The organism is Curvibacter sp. EU05-FHT14A10, from assembly GCF_058791075.1.
The window spans coordinates 409057-434890 of the sequence record NZ_JBYTDE010000001.1 but is presented as its reverse complement, the minus strand read 5'-3'; the positions used below and the strand labels follow the sequence as shown (position 1 = coordinate 434890).

The 25834-nt window shown below is 65.8% G+C and carries 23 protein-coding genes; 7 read left to right on the top strand and 16 right to left on the bottom strand.

The features are described 5' to 3' along the window. Positions 1-29: 29 nt before the first annotated feature. Both AC3WUT_RS01885 and ettA read right to left on the bottom strand, forming a co-directional pair. The gene (locus AC3WUT_RS01885) at positions 30-2597 is read right to left on the bottom strand and encodes a DUF1631 family protein (RefSeq protein WP_492345357.1); all 2568 of its coding nucleotides are present in this window, start codon (positions 2595-2597) and stop codon (positions 30-32) included. Between the two features lie 79 nt (positions 2598-2676). After that, a complete protein-coding gene (gene ettA, locus AC3WUT_RS01880) occupies positions 2677-4338 on the bottom strand; it encodes an energy-dependent translational throttle protein EttA (protein ID WP_492345356.1) in 1662 nt (553 codons plus the stop codon). A 231-nt stretch (positions 4339-4569) separates the two neighbouring features. On the opposite strand from ettA, the gene AC3WUT_RS01875 reads away from it, so the two are divergent. Together AC3WUT_RS01875 and AC3WUT_RS01870 are read left to right on the top strand one after the other, a co-directional pair. Continuing rightward, positions 4570-6396 (top strand): DEAD/DEAH box helicase, encoded by a 1827-nt coding sequence (locus tag AC3WUT_RS01875; protein WP_492345355.1) that lies wholly within the window; start codon positions 4570-4572, stop codon positions 6394-6396. Positions 6397-6404: 8 nt separating this feature from the next. Beyond that, positions 6405-7460, top strand: a complete 1056-nt coding sequence (locus tag AC3WUT_RS01870) for an endonuclease/exonuclease/phosphatase family protein (RefSeq protein ID WP_492345354.1) — start codon at positions 6405-6407, stop codon at positions 7458-7460. A gap of 25 nt (positions 7461-7485) precedes the next feature. Here the strand turns inward: AC3WUT_RS01870 and AC3WUT_RS01865 are convergent, their stop codons facing one another. Beyond that, positions 7486-7905 carry a cupin domain-containing protein gene (locus AC3WUT_RS01865; RefSeq protein ID WP_492345353.1) on the bottom strand — a complete coding sequence of 140 codons (420 nt, stop codon included), beginning with the start codon at positions 7903-7905 and terminating at the stop codon, positions 7486-7488. Between the two features lie 91 nt (positions 7906-7996). Here AC3WUT_RS01865 and AC3WUT_RS01860 point away from each other — a divergent pair, with 91 nt between their 5' ends. Then, positions 7997-8800 carry an SDR family NAD(P)-dependent oxidoreductase gene (locus AC3WUT_RS01860; RefSeq protein ID WP_492345352.1) on the top strand — a complete coding sequence of 268 codons (804 nt, stop codon included), beginning with the start codon at positions 7997-7999 and terminating at the stop codon, positions 8798-8800. A gap of 16 nt (positions 8801-8816) precedes the next feature. Here the strand turns inward: AC3WUT_RS01860 and AC3WUT_RS01855 are convergent, their stop codons facing one another. Then, the gene (locus AC3WUT_RS01855; protein ID WP_492345351.1) at positions 8817-9320 is read right to left on the bottom strand and encodes a MarR family winged helix-turn-helix transcriptional regulator; all 504 of its coding nucleotides are present in this window, start codon (positions 9318-9320) and stop codon (positions 8817-8819) included. A 53-nt stretch (positions 9321-9373) separates the two neighbouring features. Between AC3WUT_RS01855 and AC3WUT_RS01850 the strand changes: the two genes are divergently transcribed. Next, entirely contained in the window at positions 9374-9967 is a 594-nt protein-coding gene (locus tag AC3WUT_RS01850) for a PaaI family thioesterase (protein ID WP_492345350.1), read from the top strand. Positions 9968-10024: 57 nt separating this feature from the next. After that, on the top strand, positions 10025-10471 hold the full coding sequence (gene gloA, locus AC3WUT_RS01845) for a lactoylglutathione lyase (protein WP_492345349.1): 447 nt from the start codon (positions 10025-10027) through the stop codon (positions 10469-10471). A gap of 30 nt (positions 10472-10501) precedes the next feature. Here gloA and AC3WUT_RS01840 read toward each other — a convergent pair whose 3' ends face one another. From AC3WUT_RS01840 to AC3WUT_RS01795, 10 genes are all read right to left on the bottom strand, one after another. Continuing rightward, a complete protein-coding gene (locus tag AC3WUT_RS01840; RefSeq protein WP_492345348.1) occupies positions 10502-11764 on the bottom strand; it encodes a type II toxin-antitoxin system HipA family toxin in 1263 nt (420 codons plus the stop codon). Between the two features lie 16 nt (positions 11765-11780). Then, entirely contained in the window at positions 11781-12323 is a 543-nt protein-coding gene (locus AC3WUT_RS01835; RefSeq protein ID WP_492345347.1) for a helix-turn-helix domain-containing protein, read from the bottom strand. Positions 12324-12481: 158 nt separating this feature from the next. Then, positions 12482-13945 (bottom strand): N-acyl-D-amino-acid deacylase family protein, encoded by a 1464-nt coding sequence (locus AC3WUT_RS01830; RefSeq protein ID WP_492345346.1) that lies wholly within the window; start codon positions 13943-13945, stop codon positions 12482-12484. Next, positions 13935-14843, bottom strand: a complete 909-nt coding sequence (locus AC3WUT_RS01825; RefSeq protein WP_492345345.1) for a MurR/RpiR family transcriptional regulator — start codon at positions 14841-14843, stop codon at positions 13935-13937. Before AC3WUT_RS01825 ends, AC3WUT_RS01830 begins: the two co-directional genes overlap by 11 nt. Positions 14844-14855: 12 nt before the next feature. Next, entirely contained in the window at positions 14856-16160 is a 1305-nt protein-coding gene (locus AC3WUT_RS01820; protein WP_492345344.1) for an alanine racemase, read from the bottom strand. Continuing rightward, the gene (locus tag AC3WUT_RS01815; protein ID WP_492345343.1) at positions 16157-17143 is read right to left on the bottom strand and encodes an ABC transporter ATP-binding protein; all 987 of its coding nucleotides are present in this window, start codon (positions 17141-17143) and stop codon (positions 16157-16159) included. The genes AC3WUT_RS01820 and AC3WUT_RS01815 overlap by 4 nt, the downstream gene beginning before the upstream one ends. Next, positions 17140-18201 carry an ABC transporter ATP-binding protein gene (locus tag AC3WUT_RS01810; protein WP_492345342.1) on the bottom strand — a complete coding sequence of 354 codons (1062 nt, stop codon included), beginning with the start codon at positions 18199-18201 and terminating at the stop codon, positions 17140-17142. The genes AC3WUT_RS01815 and AC3WUT_RS01810 overlap by 4 nt, the downstream gene beginning before the upstream one ends. Further along, positions 18198-19070, bottom strand: a complete 873-nt coding sequence (locus AC3WUT_RS01805; RefSeq protein ID WP_492345341.1) for an ABC transporter permease — start codon at positions 19068-19070, stop codon at positions 18198-18200. The genes AC3WUT_RS01810 and AC3WUT_RS01805 overlap by 4 nt, the downstream gene beginning before the upstream one ends. Further along, the gene (locus tag AC3WUT_RS01800) at positions 19067-20017 is read right to left on the bottom strand and encodes an ABC transporter permease (RefSeq protein ID WP_492345340.1); all 951 of its coding nucleotides are present in this window, start codon (positions 20015-20017) and stop codon (positions 19067-19069) included. Before AC3WUT_RS01800 ends, AC3WUT_RS01805 begins: the two co-directional genes overlap by 4 nt. Positions 20018-20031: 14 nt before the next feature. Continuing rightward, positions 20032-21630: an ABC transporter substrate-binding protein gene (locus AC3WUT_RS01795; RefSeq protein WP_492345339.1), complete on the bottom strand. Its 1599-nt coding sequence runs from the start codon at positions 21628-21630 to the stop codon at positions 20032-20034. A 109-nt stretch (positions 21631-21739) separates the two neighbouring features. Here AC3WUT_RS01795 and AC3WUT_RS01790 point away from each other — a divergent pair, with 109 nt between their 5' ends. Then, positions 21740-22141, top strand: coding sequence for a RidA family protein (locus AC3WUT_RS01790; RefSeq protein ID WP_492345338.1), 402 nt, complete (start codon positions 21740-21742; stop codon positions 22139-22141). A 121-nt stretch (positions 22142-22262) separates the two neighbouring features. Here the strand turns inward: AC3WUT_RS01790 and eda are convergent, their stop codons facing one another. Both eda and edd read right to left on the bottom strand, forming a co-directional pair. Further along, a complete protein-coding gene (gene eda / locus AC3WUT_RS01785; protein ID WP_492345337.1) occupies positions 22263-22931 on the bottom strand; it encodes a bifunctional 4-hydroxy-2-oxoglutarate aldolase/2-dehydro-3-deoxy-phosphogluconate aldolase in 669 nt (222 codons plus the stop codon). Next, on the bottom strand, positions 22922-24745 hold the full coding sequence (gene edd, locus AC3WUT_RS01780; RefSeq protein WP_492345336.1) for a phosphogluconate dehydratase: 1824 nt from the start codon (positions 24743-24745) through the stop codon (positions 22922-22924). Before edd ends, eda begins: the two co-directional genes overlap by 10 nt. A 447-nt stretch (positions 24746-25192) precedes the next feature. Here edd and AC3WUT_RS01775 point away from each other — a divergent pair, with 447 nt between their 5' ends. Continuing rightward, complete coding sequence (locus AC3WUT_RS01775; protein WP_492345335.1) at positions 25193-25636, top strand: universal stress protein; 444 nt, start codon at positions 25193-25195, stop codon at positions 25634-25636. Positions 25637-25834: the final 198 nt, after the last annotated feature.

Sequence of the window (25834 nt, the reverse complement as noted above, 5' to 3'; positions counted from 1 at the left end):
CGAAACAGGAAAAGCACCACAGGCCCCCCTCAGCCTTTGTCAGGCCGGGGATCTGAGGCCGCGTCGGCCCCGGGTGTGGAGACAGTGTTGCGCAAGGCGGTGCGGGCCACTTCGTCCAGGGCCCCAGCCACCACAGGCTGGGTGCTGAGCACGCGCATCAGGCCCTCGCGCATCATGCGTTCGCGCATGCGCCGGGTCATCGACTGGGTACTGCCATCGGGGCGGGTGAACAAAAACAAGGTGCCATGCGGGCTGGCCCAGGTCAGCTGGGTGCGTTGCCAACCTTTGCCCGTGTTCATCTCGACCCAGTTGCCCAGCTCCAGGGCCGGCATCGCTTCGTTGATCAGGGGCGGCAACAGGGGCGGCGCATCGTCCTGGGCAGGTGGCTCGGACGGCAATGTCAGGAACCCGGAGTCCCGCGCCTCTTGCGGCGCCAGCCAGGCCGGGTTGTCATCCAGTTCAATGGCTTCGGGCCTGCCCGGTGGCGGCTCTGAGGGGGCCTTGGGCGCAGTGGACGGCAGTTCAGTGGGGGCCGGCGGCGGCGGCAGCACACCCGTGCGGTAGCCCGCCTGGTGCAGCACGATCAGCTTTTCCAGAAAGGCGCTGGTCTGCACCGGCGGGTAGTCGATGGTCTTCAGCCCCTCACGCAGGCGGCCCAGCAGGCTGGGAATCAGCCGCGTCAGACGCCCCGGGTTGCGTCGCGTGAGCACGGGCTGAGCACTCCACAGCAGTTCGTCAACCAGCGCGAGGTAATGCCCAGGGTCGCCCTCAGAAGCCCGCTCGCCCAACCGGGCCTGCGCCATCACCTGTGCCCACGGGCCCAGCAGGAACTCACTGACCTCGGCAGGAACCTGAGCCAGGTCCGGCAGGCCCTTGATCTCCTGGCGCATGCGGATCGCCAGCAGATTGCGCTGCTCGGCATGCAGCAAGGCCTTCACCGCCAGATCACGCTTGCGGCGCTCAGCCTCATGGTGCTCGTTCCAGGCACGCTCCAACTCCTTAAACGCCACCTCGAACGGACCCGGGCCATCCATGGCGGCCTTGCCCAGCATCGCCACCACCTGGTGCACCGGGGCCATGAAAGCCTCAAAACCCGGTGCGTTCTCGTTCTCGAAAGCCAGGCTGCGCTGGGTCAGTTCGTCGAGCAGGCGGCGCGCCGGATGGGCCTTGTCGCTGAAAAAACGCTGATCCACCACCACCAACTGGGCCAGTGGCGTCTCCAACTCACGCACGGTCTGGCGCACGACCTGTGGCAGCCGTGTGTCGCGGGTGATGTTGTCAATCATCAGGGCGACCACCTCCAGCGCCACCAGCGGCCCCACCTCCTGACCTTGTCGGCGCAGTTGTTCACGCAGTTCACGCACGCTGATCGTGCGCCCTGCCGGAGCCACCGCCCCCTGGCGCTGGGCCAGGCGCTGCAGAACCTGGCTCACCTCACGTTCGTTGCTCAAGGCATCGAAGGCTGCCGGCAGCGTGCTGTCGAAGTCAGTGTGGTTCACCTCATCCGGCTCGCCCTCAAACTGCCGCTCGAATTGCTGGGCGAAGCTTTCCAGCCGCGAGGCATCCGGCCCGGCGCCACGGCCCGCCGCTCCCCGGCTGTTGCCATCGCTGGCCAGCAGGCGGCGCAACTGATCAACCGTCAGCGCACTGGCCTCGTCCGCGTCACGCGGCCCCAGGGGGCCCGGCAGAGACTGTGGCAAGGCATCCAGGTAGAGCGGCGGAGCCCCCGCGCCACTGCGGCGTGGCGGCACCGATCCGCCTGCGGTGGCAGAGCGATCAACGGACGAACCCGCCCGCACCGCCGGCCCGCCCTGGCCCCGGCCCACGCCGGTGCCGGCCCCCGGGCCTCGAGCAGCGCTGCCAACACCCGCTGAGGGCGGGGCCGCAGCGGGCAGCACCTCCGGCACATAGACCGGCCGGTTGCTGCCCTCCTGCTGGGCAACCGTGTAAAGCGCCGGTTTGATGCCACGCTGGTGCAGCTTGTGATTGAGAAAGCGGTAGAAATCGTTGAGCTCTTTGCCCAGCAGACTGCACATCTGCTGGGTCCAGACCATGCGCACGGCCGCCGACACGGGCACGCTCTCCAGCGAGTGCTGAAGGGCACGCAAATACATTTCTGGCCGGAAGGGATTGCGCTCGGGAATCACCACCGGCAGGCCCTGCAAGGCGCAGCTCAAGGTGTTCAGCTCGGGCAAGGTGGGGTCCACGGCGTGCAGGGTCATCTGCAAGGCCCGCGCCAACTCCACCCGGCTTTGCACCTGATCCTCGTCCATCAGCTCCAGCTGATCGAACTTGAGTTGCATCAGCGACTGGCTCTGGGATTTTTCCGTTGTCGCCTGCGGCGACTCCAACAGCCCCTGGTTGACGCGGGTCACAAAGCCGTCGACCAGGACCCGCTGATGGCGCCCCAATTCATCGATGGCCGCGGTGACTGCGTTGCGGTCGGTGAAGCTGCGCCCGGTACTCTCGCGCTGACGCAGGTTGTGGCGGGTGAAATCGACCAGCTTCTCGATCAACAGGCGCGCCTCACGACGCGCATCTTCCAGACACTCCTGAAGCACGGCAGAGGGCGGGCTGCTGGGCGGCTGGGCGGACATGGGTAGGCTCCTAGGGTGCAGCCCGGCCCGACACAAAAACGGGGCCATGGGGCCCCGTCATTGTTTCAGTTTTTTACGCTTATTTCAGTGCCTTGAATCGGACACGCTTGGGTTTGGCGCCTTCCTCACCCAGACGCTTCTTCTTGTCGGCTTCGTACTCCTGGTAGTTGCCGTCGAAGAAGTTCCACTGGCTGTCGCCTTCGGCCGCCAGGATGTGGGTGGCGATGCGGTCCAGGAACCAGCGATCGTGGCTGATGACCAGGATGGTGCCCGCGAATTCGAGCAAGGCATCTTCCAGGGCGCGCAGGGTTTCCACGTCCAGGTCGTTCGAGGGTTCGTCCAGCAACAGCACGTTGCCGCCGGCAATCAGGGTTTTGGCCAGGTGCAGACGGCCGCGCTCACCACCCGACAGCAGACCCACCTTTTTCTGCTGGTCGCCACCGTTGAAGTTGAAGCGACCGCAGTAGGCGCGGCTGGCCATCTGGAACTTGCCCACGGTGAGGATGTCCAGCCCACCGGACACGTCTTCCCAGACGGTCTTGTCGTTGGCCAGTTCGTCGCGGTTCTGGTCCACATAGGCCATCTTGACAGTCTGACCCACCACCACTTCGCCCGAATCGGGTTGCTCGCGGCCGGCGATCATCTTGAACAGGGTCGATTTACCGGCGCCGTTCGGGCCGATGATGCCGACGATGGCACCCGCCGGGATGTTGAAAGTGAGGTTGTCGATCAGCACGCGGTCACCGAAGGACTTGCTGACGTTCTTGAACTCGATGACCTGGCTGCCCAGGCGGTCGGCCACAGGAATGAAGATTTCCTGAGTTTCGTTGCGCTTCTGGTATTCGTAATCGCTCAGTTCTTCGAAGCGGGCAATGCGGGCCTTGCTCTTGGCCTGACGGCCCTTGGCGTTCTGGCGCACCCATTCCAGTTCTTTCTTGAGCGCCTTGGCACGGGCTTCTTCGCCCTTTTGCTCGGACTCCAGGCGAGACTGCTTCTGGTCCAGCCAGGTGCTGTAGTTGCCCTTGTAGGGAATGCCGTGGCCCCGGTCGAGTTCCAGAATCCACTCGGCGGCGTTGTCCAGGAAGTAGCGATCGTGGGTGATGGCCACCACGGTGCCCGAGAAGCGGGCCAGGAACTGCTCCAGCCAGTCGACCGATTCGGCGTCCAAGTGGTTGGTGGGTTCGTCGAGCAGCAGCATGTCGGGCTTGGACAGCAGCAGGCGGCACAGCGCCACGCGGCGCTTTTCACCCCCCGAGAGCTTGCCGATCACGGCATCCCAGGCCGGCAGGCGCAGCGCGTCGGCCGCGATTTCAAGCTGGTGGTCGGAGGCGTCGCCCGCGGTGGCGATGATGGCCTCCAGCTTGGCCTGTTCGGCGGCCAGGGCATCGAAATCAGCGTCTTCCTCGGCGTAGGCGGCATACACCTCTTCGAGGCGCTGCTGGGCGGCCTTGATCTCACCCATGCCGCTTTCAACCGACTCGCGCACGGTTTGTTCGGGATCGAGTTGGGGCTCTTGGGGCAGGTAGCCGATCTTCAGCCCGGCCATGGGGATGGCTTCGCCCTCGATCTCCTTGTCGATGCCGGCCATGATCTTCAGCAGGGTCGACTTGCCCGAGCCGTTCAAGCCCAGCACGCCGATCTTGGCGCCCGGGAAGAAGCTCAGCGAAATGTCCTTCAGGATCTGACGCTTGGGCGGCACGATCTTGCCGACTCGGTTCATGGAAAAAACGTATTGGGCCATGTTCTGCTTTGATGGAAAAAGTGACGATTCAATCCGTGATTATCGACTCATGCGACAATCCCCCTCGTTGCGCTCACCAGTAAACGCAACATCAGCGATCTGCTGCGGGCCAGAAGGGCCTGAACCAAGCCCTTGCCTGACCCACCCTGAAGTTCATCTGCCTAGACTGGCCCAGCGCTGCCAAGCGCCTGGACAGGCCGATTCCCCAGTGCCCGGCAAGGGCACCACACCATGACTTTTGACGATCTGAACCTCGCTCCGGCGATTCTCAAAGCCGTTAGCGAACAAGGCTACGAAAACCCAACCCCGATTCAGGCACAGGCCATTCCCGCCGTGCTTGAAGGCCAGGATCTGCTGGCAGGTGCCCAGACTGGCACCGGCAAGACCGCCGCTTTCACCCTGCCCGTGCTGCACAAGCTGAGCCTGGGCAACCGTGCCACCAATCGCACCGGCGGCGTCGGCATCCGCGCCCTGGTGCTCACCCCCACCCGCGAACTCGCGGCCCAGGTGGAAGAGTCGGTGCGCGACTACGGCAAGTACCTGCAACTGAGCTCGGCCGTCATCTTCGGCGGCGTGGGCATGAACCCGCAGATCAGCACCCTCAAGCGCGGCGTCGACATCCTGGTGGCCACGCCGGGTCGCCTGCTCGACTTGCAACAGCAAGGTCACCTGGACCTGTCCAACGTGCAGATCCTGATCCTGGACGAAGCCGACCGCATGCTCGACATGGGCTTCATCCACGACGTGAAGAAGGTGCTGGCCCTGGTGCCCAAGGAAAAGCAGAGCCTGCTGTTCTCGGCCACCTTCAGCGACGAGATCCGCGACCTGGCCGCCACCTTGCTGCGCAACCCGCAAAGCATCCAGGTGACCCCGCGCAACACCACCGTGCAACGCATCACCCAGGTGATCCACCCGGTGGGCCGCGGCAAAAAGAAAGCCCTGTTGACCCACATCATCCAGGAACACAACTGGAGCCAGGTGCTGGTGTTCACCCGCACCAAGTTCGGCGCCAACAACGTGGCCGAATACCTGACCAAGAATGGCATCAAGGCCATGGCGCTGCACGGCAACAAGAGCCAGAGCGCCCGCACCCAGGCCCTGCAGGGCTTCAAGAGCGGCGACATCCGCGCCCTGGTGGCCACCGACATCGCGGCCCGCGGCATCGACATCGATGAACTGCCGCACGTGGTGAACTACGAAATCCCCAACGTCAGCGAAGACTATGTGCACCGCATCGGCCGCACCGGCCGCGCCGGCGCCAGCGGCGAGGCCGTGAGCCTGGTCTGCCTGGACGAAGAAGGCTTCATGCAGGACATCGAGCGCTTCACCAAGCAGAACATCGACGTCAAGATCATCGACGGCTTCGGGCCCGAACCCGGCGAGCGGGCCGAGCCCATCGCCATGGGCCGCCAGACCATCTGGGGCGGGGCTGGCAAGCCGCCGAGCCGTGAAGTCATGGCCGCTGCGGCCAAGGCCGCGCGCGCCGAAATGATGCAGCGCATCCGCGAGAACAAAGCCGGCCAAGGTGGCGGCAACGGTGCCGCCCAAGGCAATGGCAATGGCAATGGCGGCGGTGGTCGTGGCCAAGGCGGCGGTGCTGCCGGTGGCGGCCAGCGCAACGGCAACGGCCAAGGTCAAGGCCCCCGTGGTGGCCGCCCGGCCCGCGACGGCCAGGGTGAAGGCGGTGCTCAACAACGCGCCCAGGCGCCGCGTCCGCCACGTGCCCCGGGCCACGGCCAAGGCCCACGTGGCCCCCGCCAAGGCGGGGGGGGTGGCGCTGACCGATTTGAAAGCCAGGCCGGCGTTCGTCATGACGCCTCGGCCGCACTGGCCAGCCTGACCGGCCGTGCCGTGCCCGCGCAGCGCAGCACGCCTGCGGGCCAGCCCGACCCGATGCGCACCAGCGTCGACAGCATGGCCGATCGCGGCCGGGGCGGCCGCGGTGGTCGCGGCGGCTTCGGTGGTGGCGGTGGTGGCGGTGGTGGCGGTGGCCGCTCCGGCGGTGGCGGTGGCTTCGGTGGCAACCGCTCCGGCGGTGGTCGTTCGTTCGGTCGTTGATCGGCGCCATGTCGAAAGACCTGGCCCCCCCTTCCGGCTCCTCCGGCAGCACCCGGTACGCCACCCTCTCGGTGGCGACCTGCAATGTGCTCAACCTGGCCAACCCTGGCCGGGTTTACTACCCCAACCAAGACCCCTATACCCAGCACGAGTTTGAACACAAACTCGCCTGGCTGGGTGAGCGCTTTGCCACGCTGAACGCCGACATCCTGGCGGTGCAAGAGGTGTGGGACGAGGCCGCCTTCAAAGGGGCGATTCACCGCAGCAAGCTGCACTACAACGAGATCCGCGTTCCCGGTGCCGAGAACAACGCTCACCAGCAGGGGGCCAGCGGCACACCCCGGCTGGGCCTGGCCACGCGCCTGGGGGTGGAAGAGATCCGTTCGCTCACCGACTATGCCCTGCCCCAGGCCCTGGACATCCCGGGCTGCGGCGTGCACGGGCAATTCGAGCGCCCGCCTCTGCTGGCCGTGTTGCGCATGAAGCATGGGCAGCGCATCCGCCTGCTCAATGTGCACCTCAAATCCAAACGCCCGCGCTTCCTGCTTGACGAGCAAGGCCGGTCGCTGGAAGACCGTGACGACCCCAAGATCATGGCCTTGGCCACCTTGCGCTCGCTGATGATGCGAGGGGCCGAGGCCGCCGCCTTGCGCGGCCTGGTGGTGGACCTGCTGAACACCGACAACGCCCCGCTGGTGATGGTGGGCGACTTCAACGACAGCCCGACCAGCGTCACCACTCAATTGGTGGCGGCCACCTCCGAGGTGGCCTACGACAAGTCGGCACGCCGCTTGGCCTTGTTCAATGCCTACGACGTGCAAAGCGAGATGGCACTGCGCAAGGACGTGGCCTATTCCCACATCCACCAGGGCCGCCCCGAGGTGCTGGACCAGATCCTGGTCAGCGAGGGCTTTCTGGCCGAAGGCCGTTTCAGCCTGGGCGATGTGCGCCGCATCCAGTACTTCACCGACCACCTCAACGAGGGGCACAGCCGTACCCGGTCCGACCACGGCTTTGTGCGCGCGCTGCTGCGCCTGCGCCTGCCCGAGGATTACCGGCCCTGAGGCCAGGGCCTTCGGGCCCCCAAGCTCAGTCGCGCAGGAACAGGGTCACCAGAGGATCCGGGCCCACCTGCCGGCTCCAATGGCCGTGCACGACAGGGTCAAACACCGCGCCTGCCGGCAAGGTGTCGGCCGAGTAGAAGTGCTGCCCGGGCCCGAACACCCGCGAGACCCCGCCCTGCAGGCCGATTTCCATCTGCCCCTGCAGAATGAACACCCACTGTGGCTCACCGGTGCAATGGAAATCACTGCGGAACCCCACCGGGCTGTGGCGCAACTGGTAACCCTGGGCACTCATGAAGGGGCTGAGTTGCGAGGCCGGCTTGCCTTCGCTCAACGGCAGCGACTCTTCGTGAAAATAGGCACGGCCATCGGCGCCGGTGGCCAACACCACGCGGGTGAAACTGGACTGGCCGCTGGCGGCATCGGTTTGGATCAAGGGTGACATCTGAAAGGGAGCCCGGAGGCTGAAATGAGCGCCGAGCATAGCGCCTGCGGGCCCGGTCCAGCGCAAAAGGACAAGCTGTTAGCATGCCCCGATGACTTCTCACAACGCTTCCATCTCGTTCGGCCTGCAAGGCCGTGTGGCCATCGTCACCGGTGGCTCGCAAGGCATCGGCGAGGCCTGTGTGCGCCGCTTTGTTCGTGAACAGGCCCAGGTCGTCATCGCCGACGTGGCCGATGCCCGCGGTCAGGCCCTGGCGGCCGAGACCGGCGCCCTGTATGTGCACTGCGACGTCAGCCGCAAGGCCGACGTTGAGGCCCTGGTGGCGGCCACACTGCAGGCCCATGGCCGCATTGACATCCTGGTCAACAACGCCGGCATCTTCAAGGCCGCCGATTTTCTGGACATCACCGAAGCCGACTTCGATGCCGTGCTCGACGTCAACCTCAAGGGCGCATTCCTGGTCGGCCAGGCGGTCGCGCGTGCCATGGTGCAGCAGGCCAGCACCACCCCCGAACGGGCCCCCGGGTCGATCATCAACATGAGCTCGGTCAATGGCGTACTGACCATTCCGACCATTGCCAGCTACAACGTGAGCAAGGGGGGCATCAACCAGCTCACCCGGGTGATGGCCCTGGCCCTGGCCGATCAGGGCATCCGCGTCAATGCCGTGGCCCCGGGCACCATCGCCACCGAACTGGCCGCCCAATCGGTGCTGACCAGTGACGAGGCCCGGCGCCGCATCATGAGCCGCACCCCATTGAAACGCCTGGGCACGCCTGAAGAGATGGCCGACGTGGTGGCCTGGCTGGCCAGCGATGCCTCCAGCTATGTGACCGGCGAGATCGTCGTGGCCGACGGGGGCCGCATGACGCTCAACTACACCGTCGCTGCCTGAACCCCGGGCCTGACGCTCAAGCCCCGGCTGCCTGCTCAGCCGCCACCGGCTCGGCGGCCGGCTCGACCAGAAGTTCCATGCAGTCGTCGATCAACCCGTGCAGTGCCACCACGGTGGCCTCGCCCAGCATCTCGTTCAGACCGAGTTGGGCCACCTTCCAGAGTGCCTGGGCTTCACGTCGTTTTTCCCGCCCGGCCTCGGTGATGTGCACCAAGCGACTGCGGGCATTCTGACCCGGGCCCAGCAGCAGCCAGCCCGCGTCCATGAGCGGGCGCAGATTGCGTGTGAGCGTTGAGGCATCCATGGCCATGCTGCGCGCCAGCTCGGAAGGCTGGATGGGTCCCAGCCGATCCACCGTGCTCAACAGGGAATATTGGGTGGTCTTCAAGCCGCAAGAACTCATCTGCGCGTCGTAATGCTGGGCTACCTGTCGCATCAGGCGGCGCAGCTTGAAATTCGTGCAGCCCTGCGGACGGGCTGTCGCGTCCTTGACAGTTTCGGAGGGGGTGCGCTTGTTCATGAGTTAATTGTATTTGCAATAATTGCATCTGCAATATTTAACGGAGTTCGACCATGCGCACTGCCAACCCACCCAGCAGCCACGCCGACGCCCATCCTACGGCAGACTCTGCTGAAGCCACGCTGCAGCGCTGGCTGCAAGAAGAAGCCGCCATCCGCGCCCAACTGGACCAAGGTGCCGGCCCCGGCGTGGCCCGCCCCGAGCAGATCGCCGGCAAGACAGGCCTGCAGCAGATGCAGGCCATGCTGGAAGGCACCCTGCCCTATGCCGAAATCGCAAGCACGCTGGATTTTCTCATCATCGAGGCCACCCAGGGCCGCGCCGTGTTCCAGGGCACGCCCCGACAGCAGCACCTGAACCCCATGGGCACGGTGCATGGGGGCTGGTTTGCCACCCTGCTCGACTCGGCTCTGGGTTGCGCGGTGCACACCTGCATGCTGCCTGGCCGGGGCTACACCACGGCCGAACTGGGGGTGAATCTGGTCAAGGCCATCACCCCCAAGATCAGCCGGGTGCGCGCCGAGGGCCGCGTCATCCACTGCGGGCGCCAACTGGCCACGGCCGAGGCGCGTCTGGTGGGGCCTGATGGCACCTTGTACGCCCATGCCACCACAACCTGCCTGGTGTTCGACCTGCCCCCACGCTGAACAAGGCAGAAAGCCGCAGAATAAGCACCTTGTCTTTGCCTTTTGATGGACCCCCGAATGCGGTTTCTGCACACCATGCTTCGCGTTGGCAACCTCCAGCGCTCGATTGACTTCTACACCCAGGTGCTGGGCATGCAATTGCTGCGCACCTCGGAAAACCCCGAGTACAAGTACTCCCTGGCCTTCCTGGGCTACGGCCGCAACCCCGAACACGCCGAACTGGAGTTGACCTACAACTGGGGCGTGGAAAGCTATGAGCTGGGCACGGCCTACGGCCACATTGCCCTGGGCGTGCCCGACGCCTACGCCGCCTGCGACAAGATCAAGGCCGCCGGTGGCAACGTCACGCGCGAGGCCGGCCCGGTCAAGGGCGGCAGCACCGTGATCGCCTTTGTGACGGATCCGGATGGGTACAAGATCGAGTTGATCCAAAGACCACCAACACCTGACGCCAAGGGCCAGCGCCCGCAGGCCCAAGAGACCGATCCGCTGCGCAGCGCCTAGCAGGCAGGCAGGCTACGCCTGCCTGAGCCATCAAGGCGACAGCGCGAGTTTGAACGCACCGGCCATCCGCAGCTGCTCGCGATCAGGAATTTTCAAACCCTGGGCGATCGCCGGCCACTGGCTCACGACGTTTTTGCACCGCAAGATGATCTCGTCCGCCTGTTTCAGTGAGACTCGAAAGTAGCCAGCAACCGATCGGGCCAGCTCAAGATCAAGCGAGTTGTCGGTTGGCCCCACATTGAGCTTCAAGCCCAACGAGTCCGGGACAGGGTTCATGTCGTAGACCTCGGACAGCCGCCAGCCCTTGCCTGGAACCCAGATGAATCCGTGGTTGCGCAGGTGATCGTCGGTGTTGGACACCAGCATGTTGAACACGATCCGGCTCCACAACTCGCGCAAGTCAGCGGCTGGCTGGCAACCCTGCTCGATCAGCACCCGTGCGATCTCCAAATAGCTCACCCCCGTCGACGCGTCTTCACCATCGAGGTGCCCTGTCAGCGTCATCGCAGAGGCAAAGTGCAGCCTCCCTTGTGGCGTGCGATCAAAGCGCTTCACCAAAAAGGTGTGATGCGCACTCGCAAACCTGCGCCCCAGGCTGGTGGCAACGCGCAGGCCGCACGCCTTGGCCAGGGTCTGAAGCACCAATTCCCAGGCCCCGACGTCGTGCTCGTCTCGAACGCTGGGAAATTTCGCAATCCATAGCTGGCCTTGCGGATCGACCACACTGGCCTTGGGACGCGCACCGCCCAGAGAACCGCCGGGTGCGATCAACAGGCGCAGCCAGTCGTCAGCCGCAGCGGCTGTGTTGTCCTCGTCACGCTCCAATGCCAGGCTGGCCGCCTCCAATTCGCGCAGTTTGACGAAGGGTGGTGCGGCGCTTCCGTGCTGGTTGTCCAGAAATTCGCCTTCACCGTCCAGCTTGAAACGCAGCGCCCCTGAGCGGTAGGTGTCGTGCACGCCCAGCAGGTAGTCCGACTCGTACAAACGCACTGTCTTGTCGACGGTGCCGGCGCGCTGAGCTCTCTCAAGACGCCGCCGCATCAGCACCCGCCCCCATCGATCGGGGCTCGAATCGGCGAAGACACCAAAAATCTCATGCCCTTGCGGTGGGTGCTGAGGTCCTTCGAACAGCCCCAGCCGTGGATCCAGGTGCAAGCCCTGAAAACCGCGGTCAGCCAATGCGGACGGCTCAAAGGCGTACTCGAACACTTCACGCCCCGCGCCACGTCGGGCGTACAGCCATCCAAGCCGCGTCGGCCCATCGAGCCCCACCCAATCCGCGTAGACGGCCATGGGGGTGCTCATGGGATCAGCAGCCTGCCTTAGCAGGCGTGACAGCCTTGGCGATGAGGCTGGACAGCGCATCGGCACTGGCGAAGTCGCCGTGCTCGATCCAGACCTCAAGGTCTGCCTCGACAGCCGGCGTGGGCCCAGCAGGCTGACCGGGTTCTGTCTGAGCTGAGGGAATCGGCGGGCCCAACTGGGACCGACCTCCATCGCTTGCTGAGGAGTTGGACAATCGCCTCGTCAGCGGTCCGGCAATCCGCCGTGTGGCACTGACTGCGGGGTGTAGCCGTGCGTCCTGCAGCGCTCGCCCAAGGGGATCGGCCCTTGCCAAAAGATCGAAATCGCCTTCAATCCCAAGCACCTGCATGACCGCAAGGTAGGCCCCCATGGTCACGCCGGCGCCACCGCGTTCAAGGCTGCGCAAAGTCATCGGAGACATCCCGGCACGCTCAGCCACTTGCTTTGCCGAAAGCTGCCTTCTCAGCCGTGCAAGCCGCAGGCGCTCCCCAAACTGCCGAAGCAGCTCGTCAACAGACGGGAGGAGCGGGGCAGTCTTTTTAGCCATGGTGAAGTTATTTTGCCGTAATGGCTCAAAAATCGCCAAAATATTTACACATCCAAGGGATGGGAGCAGCACCAACAGGCCGGCGGCCGATCGGGCTTGCCAGCTCCAAGGGAAGCCCCTTTTCCCGACGCAGCCCTCCGAGGCCGATCAATTGCCCCTCATTCAGCCCTGCGCGGCAAAAAGCGGCCGGCACGGGCCCGTTCCTGAGCCTCTCCACCCACAAAACTCAGCACGCCATTGACCCACACCTGCTCAATGCCCTCGCTGAACTGCTGGGGCTGCTCGAAGGTGGCCCGGTCACGCACCCGGGCCGGGTCAAGCAGCACCACATCGGCATGGGCACCTGGGCGCAGTTCTCCCCGATCGGCCATGCGGAAACGGCGTGCCGACAGGCCAGTCATCTTGTGGATCGCCAACTCCAGGCTCAGCATCCCGGTGTCGCGCCAATAGCGGCTCAGCACGCGGGGAAAAGCCCCCCATAGCCGCGGGTGCGGACGTTCGTCGTGGGGCAAGCCGTCTGAACCGATCATGGACAGCGGGTGGGTCACCACCCGATCCACGTCGTCCTGATGCATTTGAAAATAGCAGGCGCCGCCGGGCATGAGGCGCTCGCAGGCCTGCACTTGGCTCAGGCCCCATTCGCGGGCAATGTCTGCCAGGTGCCGGCCCGCCATCTCGGGGTGCGGGACGCTGCCGGTGATGAGAATGTCAATGACACCATCCACCAGATCGCTGCGCAGCACGGTCGAACCGGCGGTGTAAGGGTAGACGTCCAGACCCAGTTCCTGCTCGCGGGCCAAGGACTCCAGCAGGGGCAGGGTTTCACGGGTGCGGCCCCAATTGGCCGGGCCGGCGCATTTGTGGTGCGAGATCACCAGGGGCAAACCGGCCTGACGTGCCGTGCCCGCGGCCTCCAGCAGGGCGGGCAGGATGGCGTCGAGCTCATCCCGGATGTGGGTGGCATACACGCCACCAGCCCGGGCCGCCACGCTGGCCAAGGCCACCAGTTCGTCCTGATCAGCGGCATAGGCTTCCTGGTAGAACACCCCGGACGAAAGCCCCAGTGCCCCCGCGGCCATGGCGTCTTGCAGATCGGCCTGCATGGCAGCGCGTTCTGACGCATTGGCGGGCCGGCTCAGATCATCCATGTGGCGAATGCGCAGCGCGCTGTGCCCCACCAGGGCGGCCACATTGACGGCGGGCTGCGCCTGCCCCACGGCCGCCGCATAGTCGCTCATGCGCGGATGCCGAAACTGATGCGGGCCGAGCAGCTTGAGCAGGCCCGGCGGCTCCTGGCTGAGCACCGGCACCAGTGAAATCCCGCAGTTGCCCACGATCACCGTGCTCACGCCCTGGGACAATTTGGGCAGCATGGCCGGGTGATCCAGCACCGCCGCATCGTCATGGGTGTGGACATCGATGAACCCGGGGGCGAGCACCCTGCCCCGGCAATCCACCTCGCGGCAAGCCGGATGGTCGGCCAGCAGGGCGGGCGGGACCTGGCCCACAGCCACCAGCCGATCGCCCACGATCAACAGGTCGCCCACATAGCCCGCGCGGCCCGTGCCGTCGACGATCAGGCCCTGGCGCAACAAGGTGGCATCGGCTCGATCAGTCGGCATGGCGGCGCTCATCGGGGTTCATGCCGACGAATTCGGCACTGTCAAAGCCATGCTGCTCCAGCAGTTGCCGGAACTGCTGCAGGCCCTGGGTGGCCACAGGGCCCATTTTCTGGGCCAGGCGCACGGTCAGGATTTCGATCATGACGAGGTGAGCCAGGTAGGCCTCCGTGCCCACCCGCATGACAGCGTCCGGCGGTACCGACACATCGAGCAGCAGGTCGGCCATGTCCGCCAAAGGAGTTCCGGGCTGGGTCAGTGCCACCACGGTGGCACCGCGCGACTGGGCAAAGCGGGCGGCCTCCAGGGTGTAGGGCATGCGCCCCACATGGGACACGACAAAGGCCACGCCTTGCGGCCCCAGGGTGTGCGCCGACACCAGTTGCTGATGCGCATCGAAAATGGCATGGGCCGGCCGCCCCAGGCGGAACAGCCGGCTTTGCAACTCGCTGGCCATGAAGGTCGAAGCTGCCCCCACCGAGTAGCAATCGATGCGTGAGGCCGCAGCCAGTTTTTCCACCACCTGGTCCATCCGGTCGGGGTTGATGCGGCGCCCCAGATCGGTCAACGACGACACCGCCGCATGGATGATCTTGCTGGCCACGTCCGAGCCCGAGTCCTCGTTCAACACCGAGCGATGCAGGTGCGACCCCGTGACCGCCAGGTCTTGAGCCAGGCTGACCATGAACTCGCGCACCGAGTCGTGCCCAAAACTGCGCGCCGTGCGCACGATGGTGGGCATGGACACACCCGCCTGCTGGGCCAGCTGCTCGACCGTGGCGGCCACCGCAGCGCGGGGGTCAGACAAAACCAGTTGCACCACACGGCGTTGGGCCTCAGGCAGGTCAGCCTGCCGATCACGCATCTGCCGCAGCAGGCTGGGGTGGGTAAATTCAGACATTCGCCGGTGGCCTCAAAAATGGGTGCTGATGGCAGAAACAACGCGCCCCTGCTCGTCGAGCACGGGCATCCAGCGCCATTTGTCGAACGTGGTGCAGGGATGTGAGATCCCCAGGGCCACCCGATCACCCACCACCGGGCAAGGGCCAGCGGGATCGAAACGCAGGTAGGCGTGGTGGTCGTTGAGGGAGTCGATGCGCCAATCGGCCGGTACCGCCTGTGCCTGCAGCAGGTTGCGCACACCACGAGCGGCGATGCGCAAGGGCACGGGCATCTCCAGGTCGTAGGACAGATCCCGGCGGCCACACGACAGCAAGGCCAGGCCTGGCTCAGGCACCGACTGCACCAAGGCCCACACGGTCAGGGCGGGCTGCAGCGAATCCGCCAGGCCCTCACGCTGCTCCAGCAGCTTCAAAAAGCGCTGGTAGTTGCCATGGTCATGGGTGATGTAACAGCCCGAGCGCAGAACACCCCACACCGGGCGCGACAGCCCTTGCGCCTGCAACAGAGGCAAGACCAGATCAAACACCGCCGAGCCCCCTGCCGTCAGCAGGATCTGGTCGCCCGCCAGCAGCCCCTCCGAATCGCAGGCCCGTGCGATGGCCAGCACCCGGCGCACCAGATCGGTGACCTCACGGCTGTCGTGGGCGTTGTCACCGATGGCCGCGCCGCCCTCGTAGCACTCGATGCCCCCCAGGTGCACGGCCTTCGAAGCCGCCAGGGCGCGCGCCAGGGTCAGCGCTTCTTCCAGGCTACGGCAGCCGGTGCGTTTACCGGCAATGCCCACCTCCAGCAGCACATCGAAAGGCTGCACCGCGCTGCGGCGGGCAGCCCAGTCTTCGATCAAGGCAAGTTGGGCGATCGAGTCGACCAGAAACCAGACCCGCAGATCGGGGTGCTGCCCCCGCAGGGCCTGCAAGCCATCGAGATCGGCATCGGCCAGAACCTGGTTGGCAATGATCACCCGTCGGGCCCCTGCCGCCACGCCCACGGCCGCCTGATAGACGGTGGCAAAGGTCAGGCCCCAGGCACCCGCCTGCAGTTGCAGGGCGAACAGTTCGGGTGACAAACTGGTCTTGCCATGCGGCGCCAGATGCACCCCGCGGTCGTTGGCGTAGCGCTGCATCCAGGCCAGGTTGTGGCGCAAGGCGGCCTCGCTCAACACGGCCATCGGGTAAGGCAGGTCGTCGTTCAGCAATTGCCAGTTCAGCTGGCCCAGCGCTGCAGCCGGTGTGGCCGGTGCGGCCTGGGGAAAGTTTTTGTAGCCCCCTGTCAGGGTGAAGCCAGCCAACAGGGTGTCGGGAATCAAAGAGCTCATTCATCTCTCCAGCAAGCCGTCCAATGGCCTGCGGACACTTCGCGCAAGGGGGTTGCAGATTCGGCACAACGGGCCTCAGCCTGCGGACACCGGGTACGGAACACGCAACCCGAGGGGGGATGGGCGGGGCTGGGCAGATCACCCTTCAAGGGGGTGATCGTGCGGCGCTGCGTCGGATCCAGCACCGGGGCCGCCGCCAACAAGGCCTGCGTGTACGGGTGCCGGGGGCGACTGTACAGCGTGGCCGTGGGGGCCATCTCCATCACCCGCCCCAGGTACAGCACCACCACCCGGTCGCAGAGATATTCGACCACATCCAGGTCGTGTGAAATGAACAGCAGCGTCAGGCCCAGCTGCTCTTTCAGGTCGCCCAGCAGGTTGACCACCTGGGCCTGGATGGACACATCCAGGGCCGACAGGGGCTCGTCGGCCACGATGAACTCCGGCTGCACCGCCAGCGCACGGGCAATCCCGATGCGCTGACGCTGGCCCCCCGAAAACTCGTGGGGCAGGCGATCGGCATGTTCGGGGCGCAAGCCCACCTGCTGCAGCAGCTCCTGGATGCGCGGCTCGCGGGCCGCACCGCGGGCCAGCCCATGGGTGTCCAGGGCCTCGCCCAGCACCTGGCGAATGCGCATGCGCGGGTTCAGGCTGGCATAGGGATCCTGGAAGATGATCTGCAGCCGGGCGCGCAGGGGGCGATAGGCCGCCGCACTCAAGGCGGCCAGGTCGGTTGGACCCTGCTGGCTGTCCTGGTAAAGCATTTGTCCGGCGTTCGGGTCGAGCAGGCGCGTGATCAGGCGCCCGATCGTGCTCTTGCCCGAGCCCGACTCGCCGACCAGGCCCAGGGTCTCGCCCCGAGCGATTGAAAAGCTCACATCGCTGACGGCCCGGACCGGATGCGGCCCGGCGCCAAAATGCTTGCTCAGGCCCCGGATGTCAAGCAAGGGCGGCGCTGCGTGGGGATTCAAGATCGTGCTCATGCCGTGACCTCGCGGTTGGAAAGGATGCACCGGGACTGCCGCTGCCCGCTCAAGGCCCGCAACTCGGGCACCTGCAACTCGCACGCGGCCTCGCGCTGGCTGCAGCGCGGCCCGAAGGCACAGCCCGGCGGCGGCGCCAAGGGGCTGGACACCTGGCCCGGGATGGCCACCAGGCGTTGCCGCCCGCCTGCCTGGCCCGCCAACGCCGTGCCCGCCCGTTCGGCCTGGCGCCGCGCCATGCCGGGCAGGCAGGCCAGCAGCCCCTGGGTGTAGGGGTGGGTCGGGGCACCAAACAGGGCCTGCACGGGGGCCGACTCCACAATGCGCCCGGCATACATCACGGCCACGTGATCGGCGTACTGCGCCACCACGCCCAGGTTGTGCGTCACGAACAGCATCGTCATGCCGGTCTGCTGTTGCAGTCGCCCCATCAAGGCCAGGATCTGGGCCTGAATGGTCACGTCCAGTGCTGTTGTCGGCTCATCGGCAATCAGCAGGCTGGGTTCACAGGCCATGGCCAAAGCGATCATCACGCGCTGACGCATGCCGCCAGACAGTTGATGCGGGTACTCGCCCAAACGTTGCGCAGCGGCTGGGATCTCGACCCAATCCAGCATTTCACGCGCTCTGGCCAAAGCGGCCCGCCGATCCAGCCCCTTGTGCAGGCGCACCGATTCGGCGATCTGCTCACCCACCGTCAGCACCGGGTTCAGGCTGGTCATGGGCTCCTGAAAGACCATGGCCACCTCGTTGCCCCGCAAGCGCCGCATCTCGGCCTCGGGCAGGGCCAGCAGATTGACACGCTGTCCATCACGACGCACAAACCAGGCTTCGCCGGCCACTTCGGGACGAGCGCTGCGTGCATGCAGCCCCATCAGCGACAGACTGGTCACCGATTTGCCAGAGCCCGACTCGCCCACCAGGGCCAGGGTCTGGCCGGCCGGAATCTGAAAAGACACGTCGGCCACGCTCTGGATGCGCCCCTCGGGCGTCCCGAACGAGGTGGACAGACCCAGCACCTCCAGACGTGGCTGGCAACTCTCAAGCGGCTTGTTCATGCGGCCTTCCTCAGTTTGGGGTCCAGCAGATCGCGCACGCCGTCACCCAGCACCTGCAGCGACAAGGCCGTGAAGACAATGGCCAGACCCGGATAAAGAATCACCCAGAGGGCACGGTCGGCATAGTCGATGCTGCCGGCGATCATCGTGCCCCAGGTCGGGATCTCGGGCGGCACACCCACCCCCAGAAACGACAACCCGGCCTCGCACAAAATGGCATAGGCAAAGATGAAAGTCAGTTGCACCAGGATCGGCGAGGCCAGATTGGGCAGGATGTGGCGCCACAGAATCCAGGGTGTGCGCACCCCCAGGGCCCGGGCCGCGTCGATGAACAGCAGCTCCCGCAGCACCAGGGTGGCGGCCCGCACCACGCGGGCGACCCGCGGGGTGTAGACGATGACCAGGGCCAACACCACGTTCCACAGCGAAGGCCCCAGAATCGCCACCAGCGCAATGCCCAGCAGGATGTCCGGGAACGACATCATCGCGTCCACCAGTCGCATCAGAGGCGCATCAAGCCGCTTGAAGTAGCCGGCCAACAGGCCCAGCAAGGTGCCCAGCACCACCGCCCCTGCCGCCGTCACCGAGCCGATCAACAGCGAGAACCGGGCCCCATGCACGATGCGCAGCCACACATCACGGCCCAGTTCGTCGGTGCCTGCCCAATGCACGGCTGACGGGGCTTGAAGGCGCGCGCTGATCTCAATGGCACCGGGGTCGGCGCTCGACAGGACCGGCCAAACCGAGGCCACCGCCACCACCACGCCCAGCAACACGGCCGCCAGCAGCACCACGCGCCTGCGAAACAGGCGCCCCAACACCTGACGCCAGGCCGAGGCCGGGCTCCCCATGGCTTGCAAGGTCGTCATTTGGCCTCCAGGCGAATGCGCGGGTCGACCACGGTGTACAACAGGTCGACCCCCAGGTTGATCAAGACATACACCGCAGCGATCACCAGCAAGGTGCCCTGAATCACGGGGTAATCGCGACGCAGCACCGCACGCACCACCAGATTGCCCACGCCCGGCAGGTTGAAAACCGTCTCGGTCACCACCGCCCCGCCAATCATCAGCGCCAGCGTCAAACCCAGCACGGTGACGATGGGCACCAGGGCGTTTCGCAGCACGTGGTGCCACAGAATGTGGTGTTCGGGCAGGCCCTTGGCCCGCGCCGTGCGCACATAGTCCTCGCCGAGGATGTCGAGCACCGAGGCCCGCGTGAAGCGGATGATCAAGGCCGAGTTCAACAGCCCCAGCACCAGGGCTGGCAGCACCAGGTGGTGCAGTCGCTCCAGCAGGGGCGTGTCGGGGTCGCCATAGCCCGAGGCCGGAAACCACCCGAGCTTGACGGCAAAGAACTGCATGAACAACAGCCCCAGCCAGAAGCTGGGCACGCTCGCCCCCAACATGGCCACACCACTGAGCAGCTGGTCGGCCCAATGCCCGCGCCAGACGGCGGCCACCGTGCCGCAGGGGATGCCGATCAGGGCCGCCACCAGCACGGCAAAACCGGCCAGGAACAAGGTGGGCTCGGCACGTTCCAGCAAGGCCTGGGTCACCGGGCGTTGCAGAAACAGCGACTCACCCAGGTTGCCCTGGGCGACCTGGGCCAGCCACAGCAGAAACTGGGTGCCCAAGGGGCGATCCAGCCCATACTCGGTGCGCACGCGGGCGATGTCGGCCGCCGTGGCCTGATCACCGAGCAACAGGGCCACCGGGTCGCCCGAGGCGAGCCGGGTCAGCAGGAAGACCAGCACCGCCACCAGGGCGAGCACCATCAAGGCACCGGCCAGACGCCGGATCAGAAAGCGAAGCATCTTGCGGCCCCTGTTCAGCCCAGTCGCACGTTGCAGAAGAACGGCCAGACCAGTGGCACATAGCCTTGCAGCTTGCTCGACCGCGCCGACAGGGCATTGAACTTGCCCAACTCCATGAACGGCACCTCGTCATAGACCAGCTGCTGCACGCGCCCCCAGAGCGCCGCGCGCTTGCCCAGGTCGGCTTCCTGGTTGAAGGCCGCCAGGTGTTGTTTTTTGGCCGGGCTGTCCCACCAGCCTGGGGCATCGTCGCCCATCTGCGGCGGCGAGACCATGGGCTCCGGGAACAGCCCCGAGTGCGTGAAATACACGTCCCAGAGTTTGGGATCGTTGCGACGCTGCACCAGCGTCGCCCAGTCCACCACCTGCAGCTCGGTCTTGAAACCCGCCTTCTTGAGCTGTTCGGCCAGCACCAGCGCCATGTTGTAGTGAAACTCGTACTGCCGGCTGGCCATGATGCGGATCGGCTGCCCGCTGTAGCCGGCCTTGGCCGCCTGATCGCGCGCCAGTTGCGGATTGCGTTCGTTGTACAGCGTCGCGCCTGCGGTCGAGAAATACGGTGTGCCCTTGGGAAAGAAATTGGGCTCAACCGCAAAAAATCGCCCATCACCAAAGCCCGCCGCCAGCATCTCGCCGCTGCCAGAGGCCGTTTGCACCGCCCGGCGCAAGGCCTGCGAGGCCAGCACACCCTCGCGGGTGTTGAACACCACGTACGGAAAGCCGAAGTTGGGCGTGAGAATGGCCTGCACGGCGGGCGCCCCCTTCTCCAGGCGCCCCATGGCCTCGACCGGCAACAGATCGGAAAAATGGAATTGCCCGGACAAGGCCCCCTCGACGCGCGTGTTGGCGTTGGGCACAGGCACAAAGCGCAGCTCATCGATCAGGGCCTGACGACGGCCGGCATAGCCGTCGGCCGCCTCACTGCGCGCGGCATAGGCCGCGAACTTCACCAGCACCGTGAACTGATCGGGTCGGCGCTCCTTGAAGCGGTAGGGGCCGGTGCCAATGAACTCCTTGAGTTGAGGGGCCAGGCTCTCCTTGGGCATGACGGCTGCCATGGCCCCAGGCAAGGCCAATTGGGCCAGCAAGGGGGCATAGGGGGCCTTCAGTCGAATCTCCACCGTCAAAGGCCCGGTGGCCGTGAGCGACGCCACCTCTTTGGCCACCGCCTTGCCCCGGGCGGCCAGCTCCATCCAGCGCTGCAGCGACGCCACCACATCGCCCGAGTTCATCTCGCGGTCGTTGTGAAAGCGAACGCCTTTGCGCAAGGCGATGGTGTAGGTCAGCCCATCGCGCGAGACCTTGGGCAAGGCTTGCGCCAGCATGGGCGCCACGTTCCAGCGCGAATCGAAGGTGTAAAGCGGCTCATACACGTGCTGCATGAGGGTCGCCACCAGGTCCGACGAGCTGAGCATCGGATCCAGGCTCTGAGGCTCGGCCACCATGGCCAGGTTGACCGCACTGATGCCCTGGGCCTGCGCCACGCCCATCGTGGAGGACAGCCCCCCGAGCACGGCAGCGCCTGCCAGGCCCAGGCAGGTTCGCCGGTCGAGCAACGGACCCGGGAGCCCGTGAGAAACATGAATGCTGGCTGAGTCTGGACACTGAGTCATGGCGCCTCCAAGTAAAGTTATTACAATATTAACGAACCAAGCGAAAATAACACCCAGTATTTCCACCTACTTCGCTTTGTTCATGTAAATTTCTTACAAAGGCTAACGGATGATTACCTCTTCACGTGTCGAAATGTTGGGTCAGGCACCCTTGGCGTCAGATCGTCTGGCCCGCCCTCTTTCACCCGCCACCCGCGCCGGTGACTTTGTTTTTGTATCGGGCCAGGTGCCTACCGATGACAAGGGCCAGGTGATCGTGGGCGGCATTGAAGACCAGACCCGCCAGGTCTTCAAGCGGGTTGAGGAGGCCCTGGCACTCGCCGGTGCCACGCTGCAGGACGTCGCCAAGGTCAGCGTCTGGCTGGCCGATGCCCGTGACTTCGGCAGCTTCAACAGGGTCTATATGGAGTGCTTTGGTGAGCACCGTCCCGCCCGGTCGACGGTTGAATCAAGGCTGATGATCGACGCCAAGGTGGAAATCGACGTCACCGCCTACAAACCGCAGGCTTGAGCGCGAGAGCCGCCCACCCGTGGGGTGGCGGCTTCAGGTTCGGCGTGACGGGCCCTTCACGCAGGGGCCCGGCAGCCTGCCTGGCGTGTGGCCCGCGCAGGCCACACGCCAAGGCCAGCGGTCATCCAGCCCGCGGCAACTGGCTGGCCTGGCGGGCCAGCGATTCAATGCGGGCCCAATCGCCCTGGGCCACCGCATCGGCCGGGGTGAGCCACGAGCCCCCCACGCAAGCCACATTCGGCAAGGCCAGAAACTCATTCGCATTGGTGGGGCTGACGCCACCCGTGGGGCAGAAGCGGATGTCGCCAAAGGGGCCATGCCAGGCTTTCAGCATGGCCGGGCCGCCGGCTTGCATGGCCGGGAAAAACTTCAACTCAGTCAAGCCGTCTTCCATGGCGGCCATGATCTCGCTGCCGGTGGCCACGCCGGGCAGCAGGGGCAGCGCCAGGTCACGGCAGGCCTGGCCCAGCGCCGAGCTGTAGCCCGGGCTGACCCCGAAGCGTGCGCCTGCGTTGACCGCAGCCTGGGCATCGGCCGCGCTGCGCAGCGTGCCGGCACCGGCCACGGCCTCGGGCACCTCGCGGGCAATCGCCTCGATGCAGGCCAGGGCCTGCGGGGTGCGCAGTGTCACCTCCAGCATGCGGATGCCGCCCGCCACCAGGGCGCGGGCCAGCGGGACGGCATGGGCCACGTCGTTGAGCACGATCACCGGGATGACCGGCGCATCGCGCATCACCGCCAGGGCGGTCAATGGTGTGGCGAGAGGGGGGGCAAGGGGTTTCACAGCCATGTGCAGGCTCCTTCTTCAGCGGTGAGGGCATGCCTGCGCATGCCCGTGAACAGTTCGCGCCCGCAACCGAGCGCATTCGCAGCCTGCAACTCGGCAGGCATCTGGGCCAGCGCTCGGCCGGCCCAGGTGGTTTCATCGACCAGAACGTCGAGGGTACCGGCCACAGCATCCAGTCGGATCAGATCGCCGTCTTGAACCTTGGCCAGCGGACCGCCGGCCAAAGCCTCGGGAGAGACGTGGATGGCCGCCGGCACCTTGCCCGAGGCACCACTCATGCGGCCATCGGTCACCAGCGCCACCTTGAAGCCGCGGCCCTGCAACACGGCCAGCGGCGGCGTCAGCTTGTGCAGTTCAGGCATGCCGTTGGCCCGCGGCCCTTGCCAGCGCACCACGCAGACCAGGTCACGGTCGAGTTCGCCGGCCTTGAAGGCGGCATGGAGTTCGTCCTGCGAGTTGAACACCCGGGCCGGCGCCTCGATCACATGGCGGTCTTCGGGCACCGCCGACACCTTGATCACGCTGCGACCCAGGCGTCCCCGCAACAAGCGCAAGCCCCCGGTGGCGCTGAACGGCTGGCTGGCCGGCCGCACCACGCTGTCGTCGCCGCTGGCACCGATGTCGCGCCATTGCAAGGCCTGGCCCGCCCCCCCTGCTTCAGGGATGCGGGTGTATTCACGCAGCCCCCCGGAGCGCACGGTCAGCACATCCTCATGCATCAGGCCGGCGTCCAGCAGTTCGCGGATCACAAAGCCCGGGCCGCCCGCCGCCTGGAACTGGTTCACATCCGCGCTGCCATTCGGGTAGACACGCGTCAGCAGCGGCACCACCTCGGAAAGTTCGGAGAAATCGTTCCAGTCAATCAGGATGCCCGCCGCACGGGCCACGGCCACCCAGTGGATCAGGTGGTTGGTCGAACCGCCCGTGGCCAGCAAGGCCACCATGGCGTTGACGATGCAGCGTTCGTCCACCACCTGCCCGATCGGGGCAAACCGGCGCGCCCGGGTGATGCCCAGCACGGTGCGGGCCGCCTCGCGGGTGAGCTCGGCGCGCAGCGCCTGGCCAGGGTTCACAAAGGCCGTGCCCGGCACGTGCAGGCCCATGGCCTCCAGCAGCATCTGGTTGCTGTTGGCCGTGCCGTAGAACGTGCAGGTGCCTTCGCCGTGGTAGGCCTTGATCTCGGCCTCCAGCAGGGCTTCGCGCCCGACCAGGCCCTGGGCGGCCTGCTCGCGCACCTTGGCCTTGTCATTGTTCGACAGACCTGAGGTCATGGGCCCCGCCGGCACAAACACCGTGGGCAGGTGGCCGAACTGCAGGGCGCCGATCAGCAACCCTGGCACGATCTTGTCGCACACACCCAGCATCAAGGCGGCATCGAACACGTCATGGCTCAGGGCCACTGCCGTGCTCATGGCGATCACGTCGCGGCTGAACAGGCTGAGTTCCATGCCCGCCGTGCCCTGCGTCACGCCATCGCACATGGCTGGCACGCCGCCGGCCACCTGGGCCGTGGCCCCATGCAGCCGGGCTTCGGACTTGATCAGGTCCGGGTAATGCTGCAACGGCGAATGCGCCGACAGCATGTCGTTGTAGGCCGTGACGATGCCGATGTTGGGGGCCTTTTCGGCCACGATGCGAAAGCGGTCGTGACCGGGCACACCGGCAAAGGCGTGGGCCACATTGGCGCAGCCCATGCGGTCGGCGCCTCGGGGCTGGCGCGCGGCCGCCTCGATGCGGGCCAGGTAGGCTTCGCGGCCCGGGGCACTGCGCTCGACGATGCGGCGCGTGACAGCTTCAACGGTGGGATGGAGTTTCATGGTTTATGTAACTAAATTACAACGCTATGGTAACGCCGAAGACCGGGCTTTGGGCCCAGCCCTGGTTACAGAATGGGTACGAACTCTGTGGCCGCCCTGTTGGCTTCAGGATCCAGCAGCCGACCTCGCCCGGCGCGTCGGCCAATCCTGCAGCTGTTTGACCATGGTCAAATTTCTACGCTAGCGTCCCCACGCGGCGGAATCAAGCTTCTGAAACAATTCAGACATGCCCTTACCGCTGTCCCCCCGTCCCCGGTTGCAGGCGCTGCCCCGGTGTGCCGGGGCTCAGCACCCCCGGGCACTACGTAGCATCCACACGCCCACCCTGGCGGGCCTGGGTGACACTTTGCTGGGCGCTTACGCACCCAAAAAACAAATTCAAGCCAACTCATCATCCTATGAGCGCCACCTGGCGCCTTGATGAATCCATCTGAGGAGAAAGACAGCATGTACAAACACCTTTTCGTCCCCGTCGACGGCTCTGAACTGTCCCACCGTGCCATGGATGGCAGCATCGAACTCGCGCTGCAGCTCGGCGCCAAGATCACGGGCTTCGTGGTCGAACCCGACATGCCGCTGTCCACCATCAGCAGCGACGCCACGGTGGCCACCGCCCGCATGAAAGAGCATGAAGACCGCAACCTGAGCCACGCCAATGCCTTGTTGACGCAGTTTGAAGAGCGCGCCCAGGCCGCTGGCGTGACCTTTGCCGGCCTGACCGTGACCGCCTATGCCGTCGACCACGCCATCCTTGAAGAAGCCGAAAAGGCCGGTTGCGACATGATTGTCATGATCACCCACGGACGCGGCCCGCTGGGCGAGTTTGTCTTCGGTTCGCACACCAAGAAGATCATCGCCCGCAGCAAGCTGCCGGTGCTGGTGCTGCACTGACCTCGCTCCCGGGCGCCGAAGCGCCGGCCCCCTGCCCGCCGGCGGGCGCCCGGCTCTGCCGGCGCCAGCCTCCCTGTGCCGACCTCGGTCCCTGCCTGCCAAGGGCCTCATGCAGGTGCCGGCACCCTTTCTGCCCCTGTCACGCCCCAGTCTGAGGCCTGGCCCAAGCGGGTGACGCACCATTTTCCAACCTGCCTG

What these genes read in the sequence shown, in the direction of transcription:
- AC3WUT_RS01800 (WP_492345340.1), bottom strand. Translation starts at nt 20,017, where the DNA reads ATGCTTCGCTTTCTGATCCGGCGTCTGGCCGGTGCCTTGATGGTGCTC.
- AC3WUT_RS01875 (WP_492345355.1), top strand. Translation starts at nt 4,570, where the DNA reads ATGACTTTTGACGATCTGAACCTCGCTCCGGCGATTCTCAAAGCCGTT.
- edd (WP_492345336.1), bottom strand. Translation starts at nt 24,745, where the DNA reads ATGAAACTCCATCCCACCGTTGAAGCTGTCACGCGCCGCATCGTCGAG.
- eda (WP_492345337.1), bottom strand. Translation starts at nt 22,931, where the DNA reads ATGGCTGTGAAACCCCTTGCCCCCCCTCTCGCCACACCATTGACCGCC.
- AC3WUT_RS01830 (WP_492345346.1), bottom strand. Translation starts at nt 13,945, where the DNA reads ATGCCGACTGATCGAGCCGATGCCACCTTGTTGCGCCAGGGCCTGATC.
- AC3WUT_RS01855 (WP_492345351.1), bottom strand. Translation starts at nt 9,320, where the DNA reads ATGAACAAGCGCACCCCCTCCGAAACTGTCAAGGACGCGACAGCCCGT.
- AC3WUT_RS01775 (WP_492345335.1), top strand. Translation starts at nt 25,193, where the DNA reads ATGTACAAACACCTTTTCGTCCCCGTCGACGGCTCTGAACTGTCCCAC.
- gloA (WP_492345349.1), top strand. Translation starts at nt 10,025, where the DNA reads ATGCGGTTTCTGCACACCATGCTTCGCGTTGGCAACCTCCAGCGCTCG.
- AC3WUT_RS01865 (WP_492345353.1), bottom strand. Translation starts at nt 7,905, where the DNA reads ATGTCACCCTTGATCCAAACCGATGCCGCCAGCGGCCAGTCCAGTTTC.
- AC3WUT_RS01860 (WP_492345352.1), top strand. Translation starts at nt 7,997, where the DNA reads ATGACTTCTCACAACGCTTCCATCTCGTTCGGCCTGCAAGGCCGTGTG.
- AC3WUT_RS01790 (WP_492345338.1), top strand. Translation starts at nt 21,740, where the DNA reads ATGATTACCTCTTCACGTGTCGAAATGTTGGGTCAGGCACCCTTGGCG.
- AC3WUT_RS01870 (WP_492345354.1), top strand. Translation starts at nt 6,405, where the DNA reads ATGTCGAAAGACCTGGCCCCCCCTTCCGGCTCCTCCGGCAGCACCCGG.
- AC3WUT_RS01825 (WP_492345345.1), bottom strand. Translation starts at nt 14,843, where the DNA reads ATGTCTGAATTTACCCACCCCAGCCTGCTGCGGCAGATGCGTGATCGG.
- AC3WUT_RS01850 (WP_492345350.1), top strand. Translation starts at nt 9,374, where the DNA reads ATGCGCACTGCCAACCCACCCAGCAGCCACGCCGACGCCCATCCTACG.
- AC3WUT_RS01805 (WP_492345341.1), bottom strand. Translation starts at nt 19,070, where the DNA reads ATGACGACCTTGCAAGCCATGGGGAGCCCGGCCTCGGCCTGGCGTCAG.
- AC3WUT_RS01835 (WP_492345347.1), bottom strand. Translation starts at nt 12,323, where the DNA reads ATGGCTAAAAAGACTGCCCCGCTCCTCCCGTCTGTTGACGAGCTGCTT.
- AC3WUT_RS01795 (WP_492345339.1), bottom strand. Translation starts at nt 21,630, where the DNA reads ATGACTCAGTGTCCAGACTCAGCCAGCATTCATGTTTCTCACGGGCTC.
- AC3WUT_RS01810 (WP_492345342.1), bottom strand. Translation starts at nt 18,201, where the DNA reads ATGAACAAGCCGCTTGAGAGTTGCCAGCCACGTCTGGAGGTGCTGGGT.
- AC3WUT_RS01815 (WP_492345343.1), bottom strand. Translation starts at nt 17,143, where the DNA reads ATGAGCACGATCTTGAATCCCCACGCAGCGCCGCCCTTGCTTGACATC.
- AC3WUT_RS01885 (WP_492345357.1), bottom strand. Translation starts at nt 2,597, where the DNA reads ATGTCCGCCCAGCCGCCCAGCAGCCCGCCCTCTGCCGTGCTTCAGGAG.
- AC3WUT_RS01820 (WP_492345344.1), bottom strand. Translation starts at nt 16,160, where the DNA reads ATGAGCTCTTTGATTCCCGACACCCTGTTGGCTGGCTTCACCCTGACA.
- ettA (WP_492345356.1), bottom strand. Translation starts at nt 4,338, where the DNA reads ATGGCCCAATACGTTTTTTCCATGAACCGAGTCGGCAAGATCGTGCCG.
- AC3WUT_RS01840 (WP_492345348.1), bottom strand. Translation starts at nt 11,764, where the DNA reads ATGGCCGTCTACGCGGATTGGGTGGGGCTCGATGGGCCGACGCGGCTT.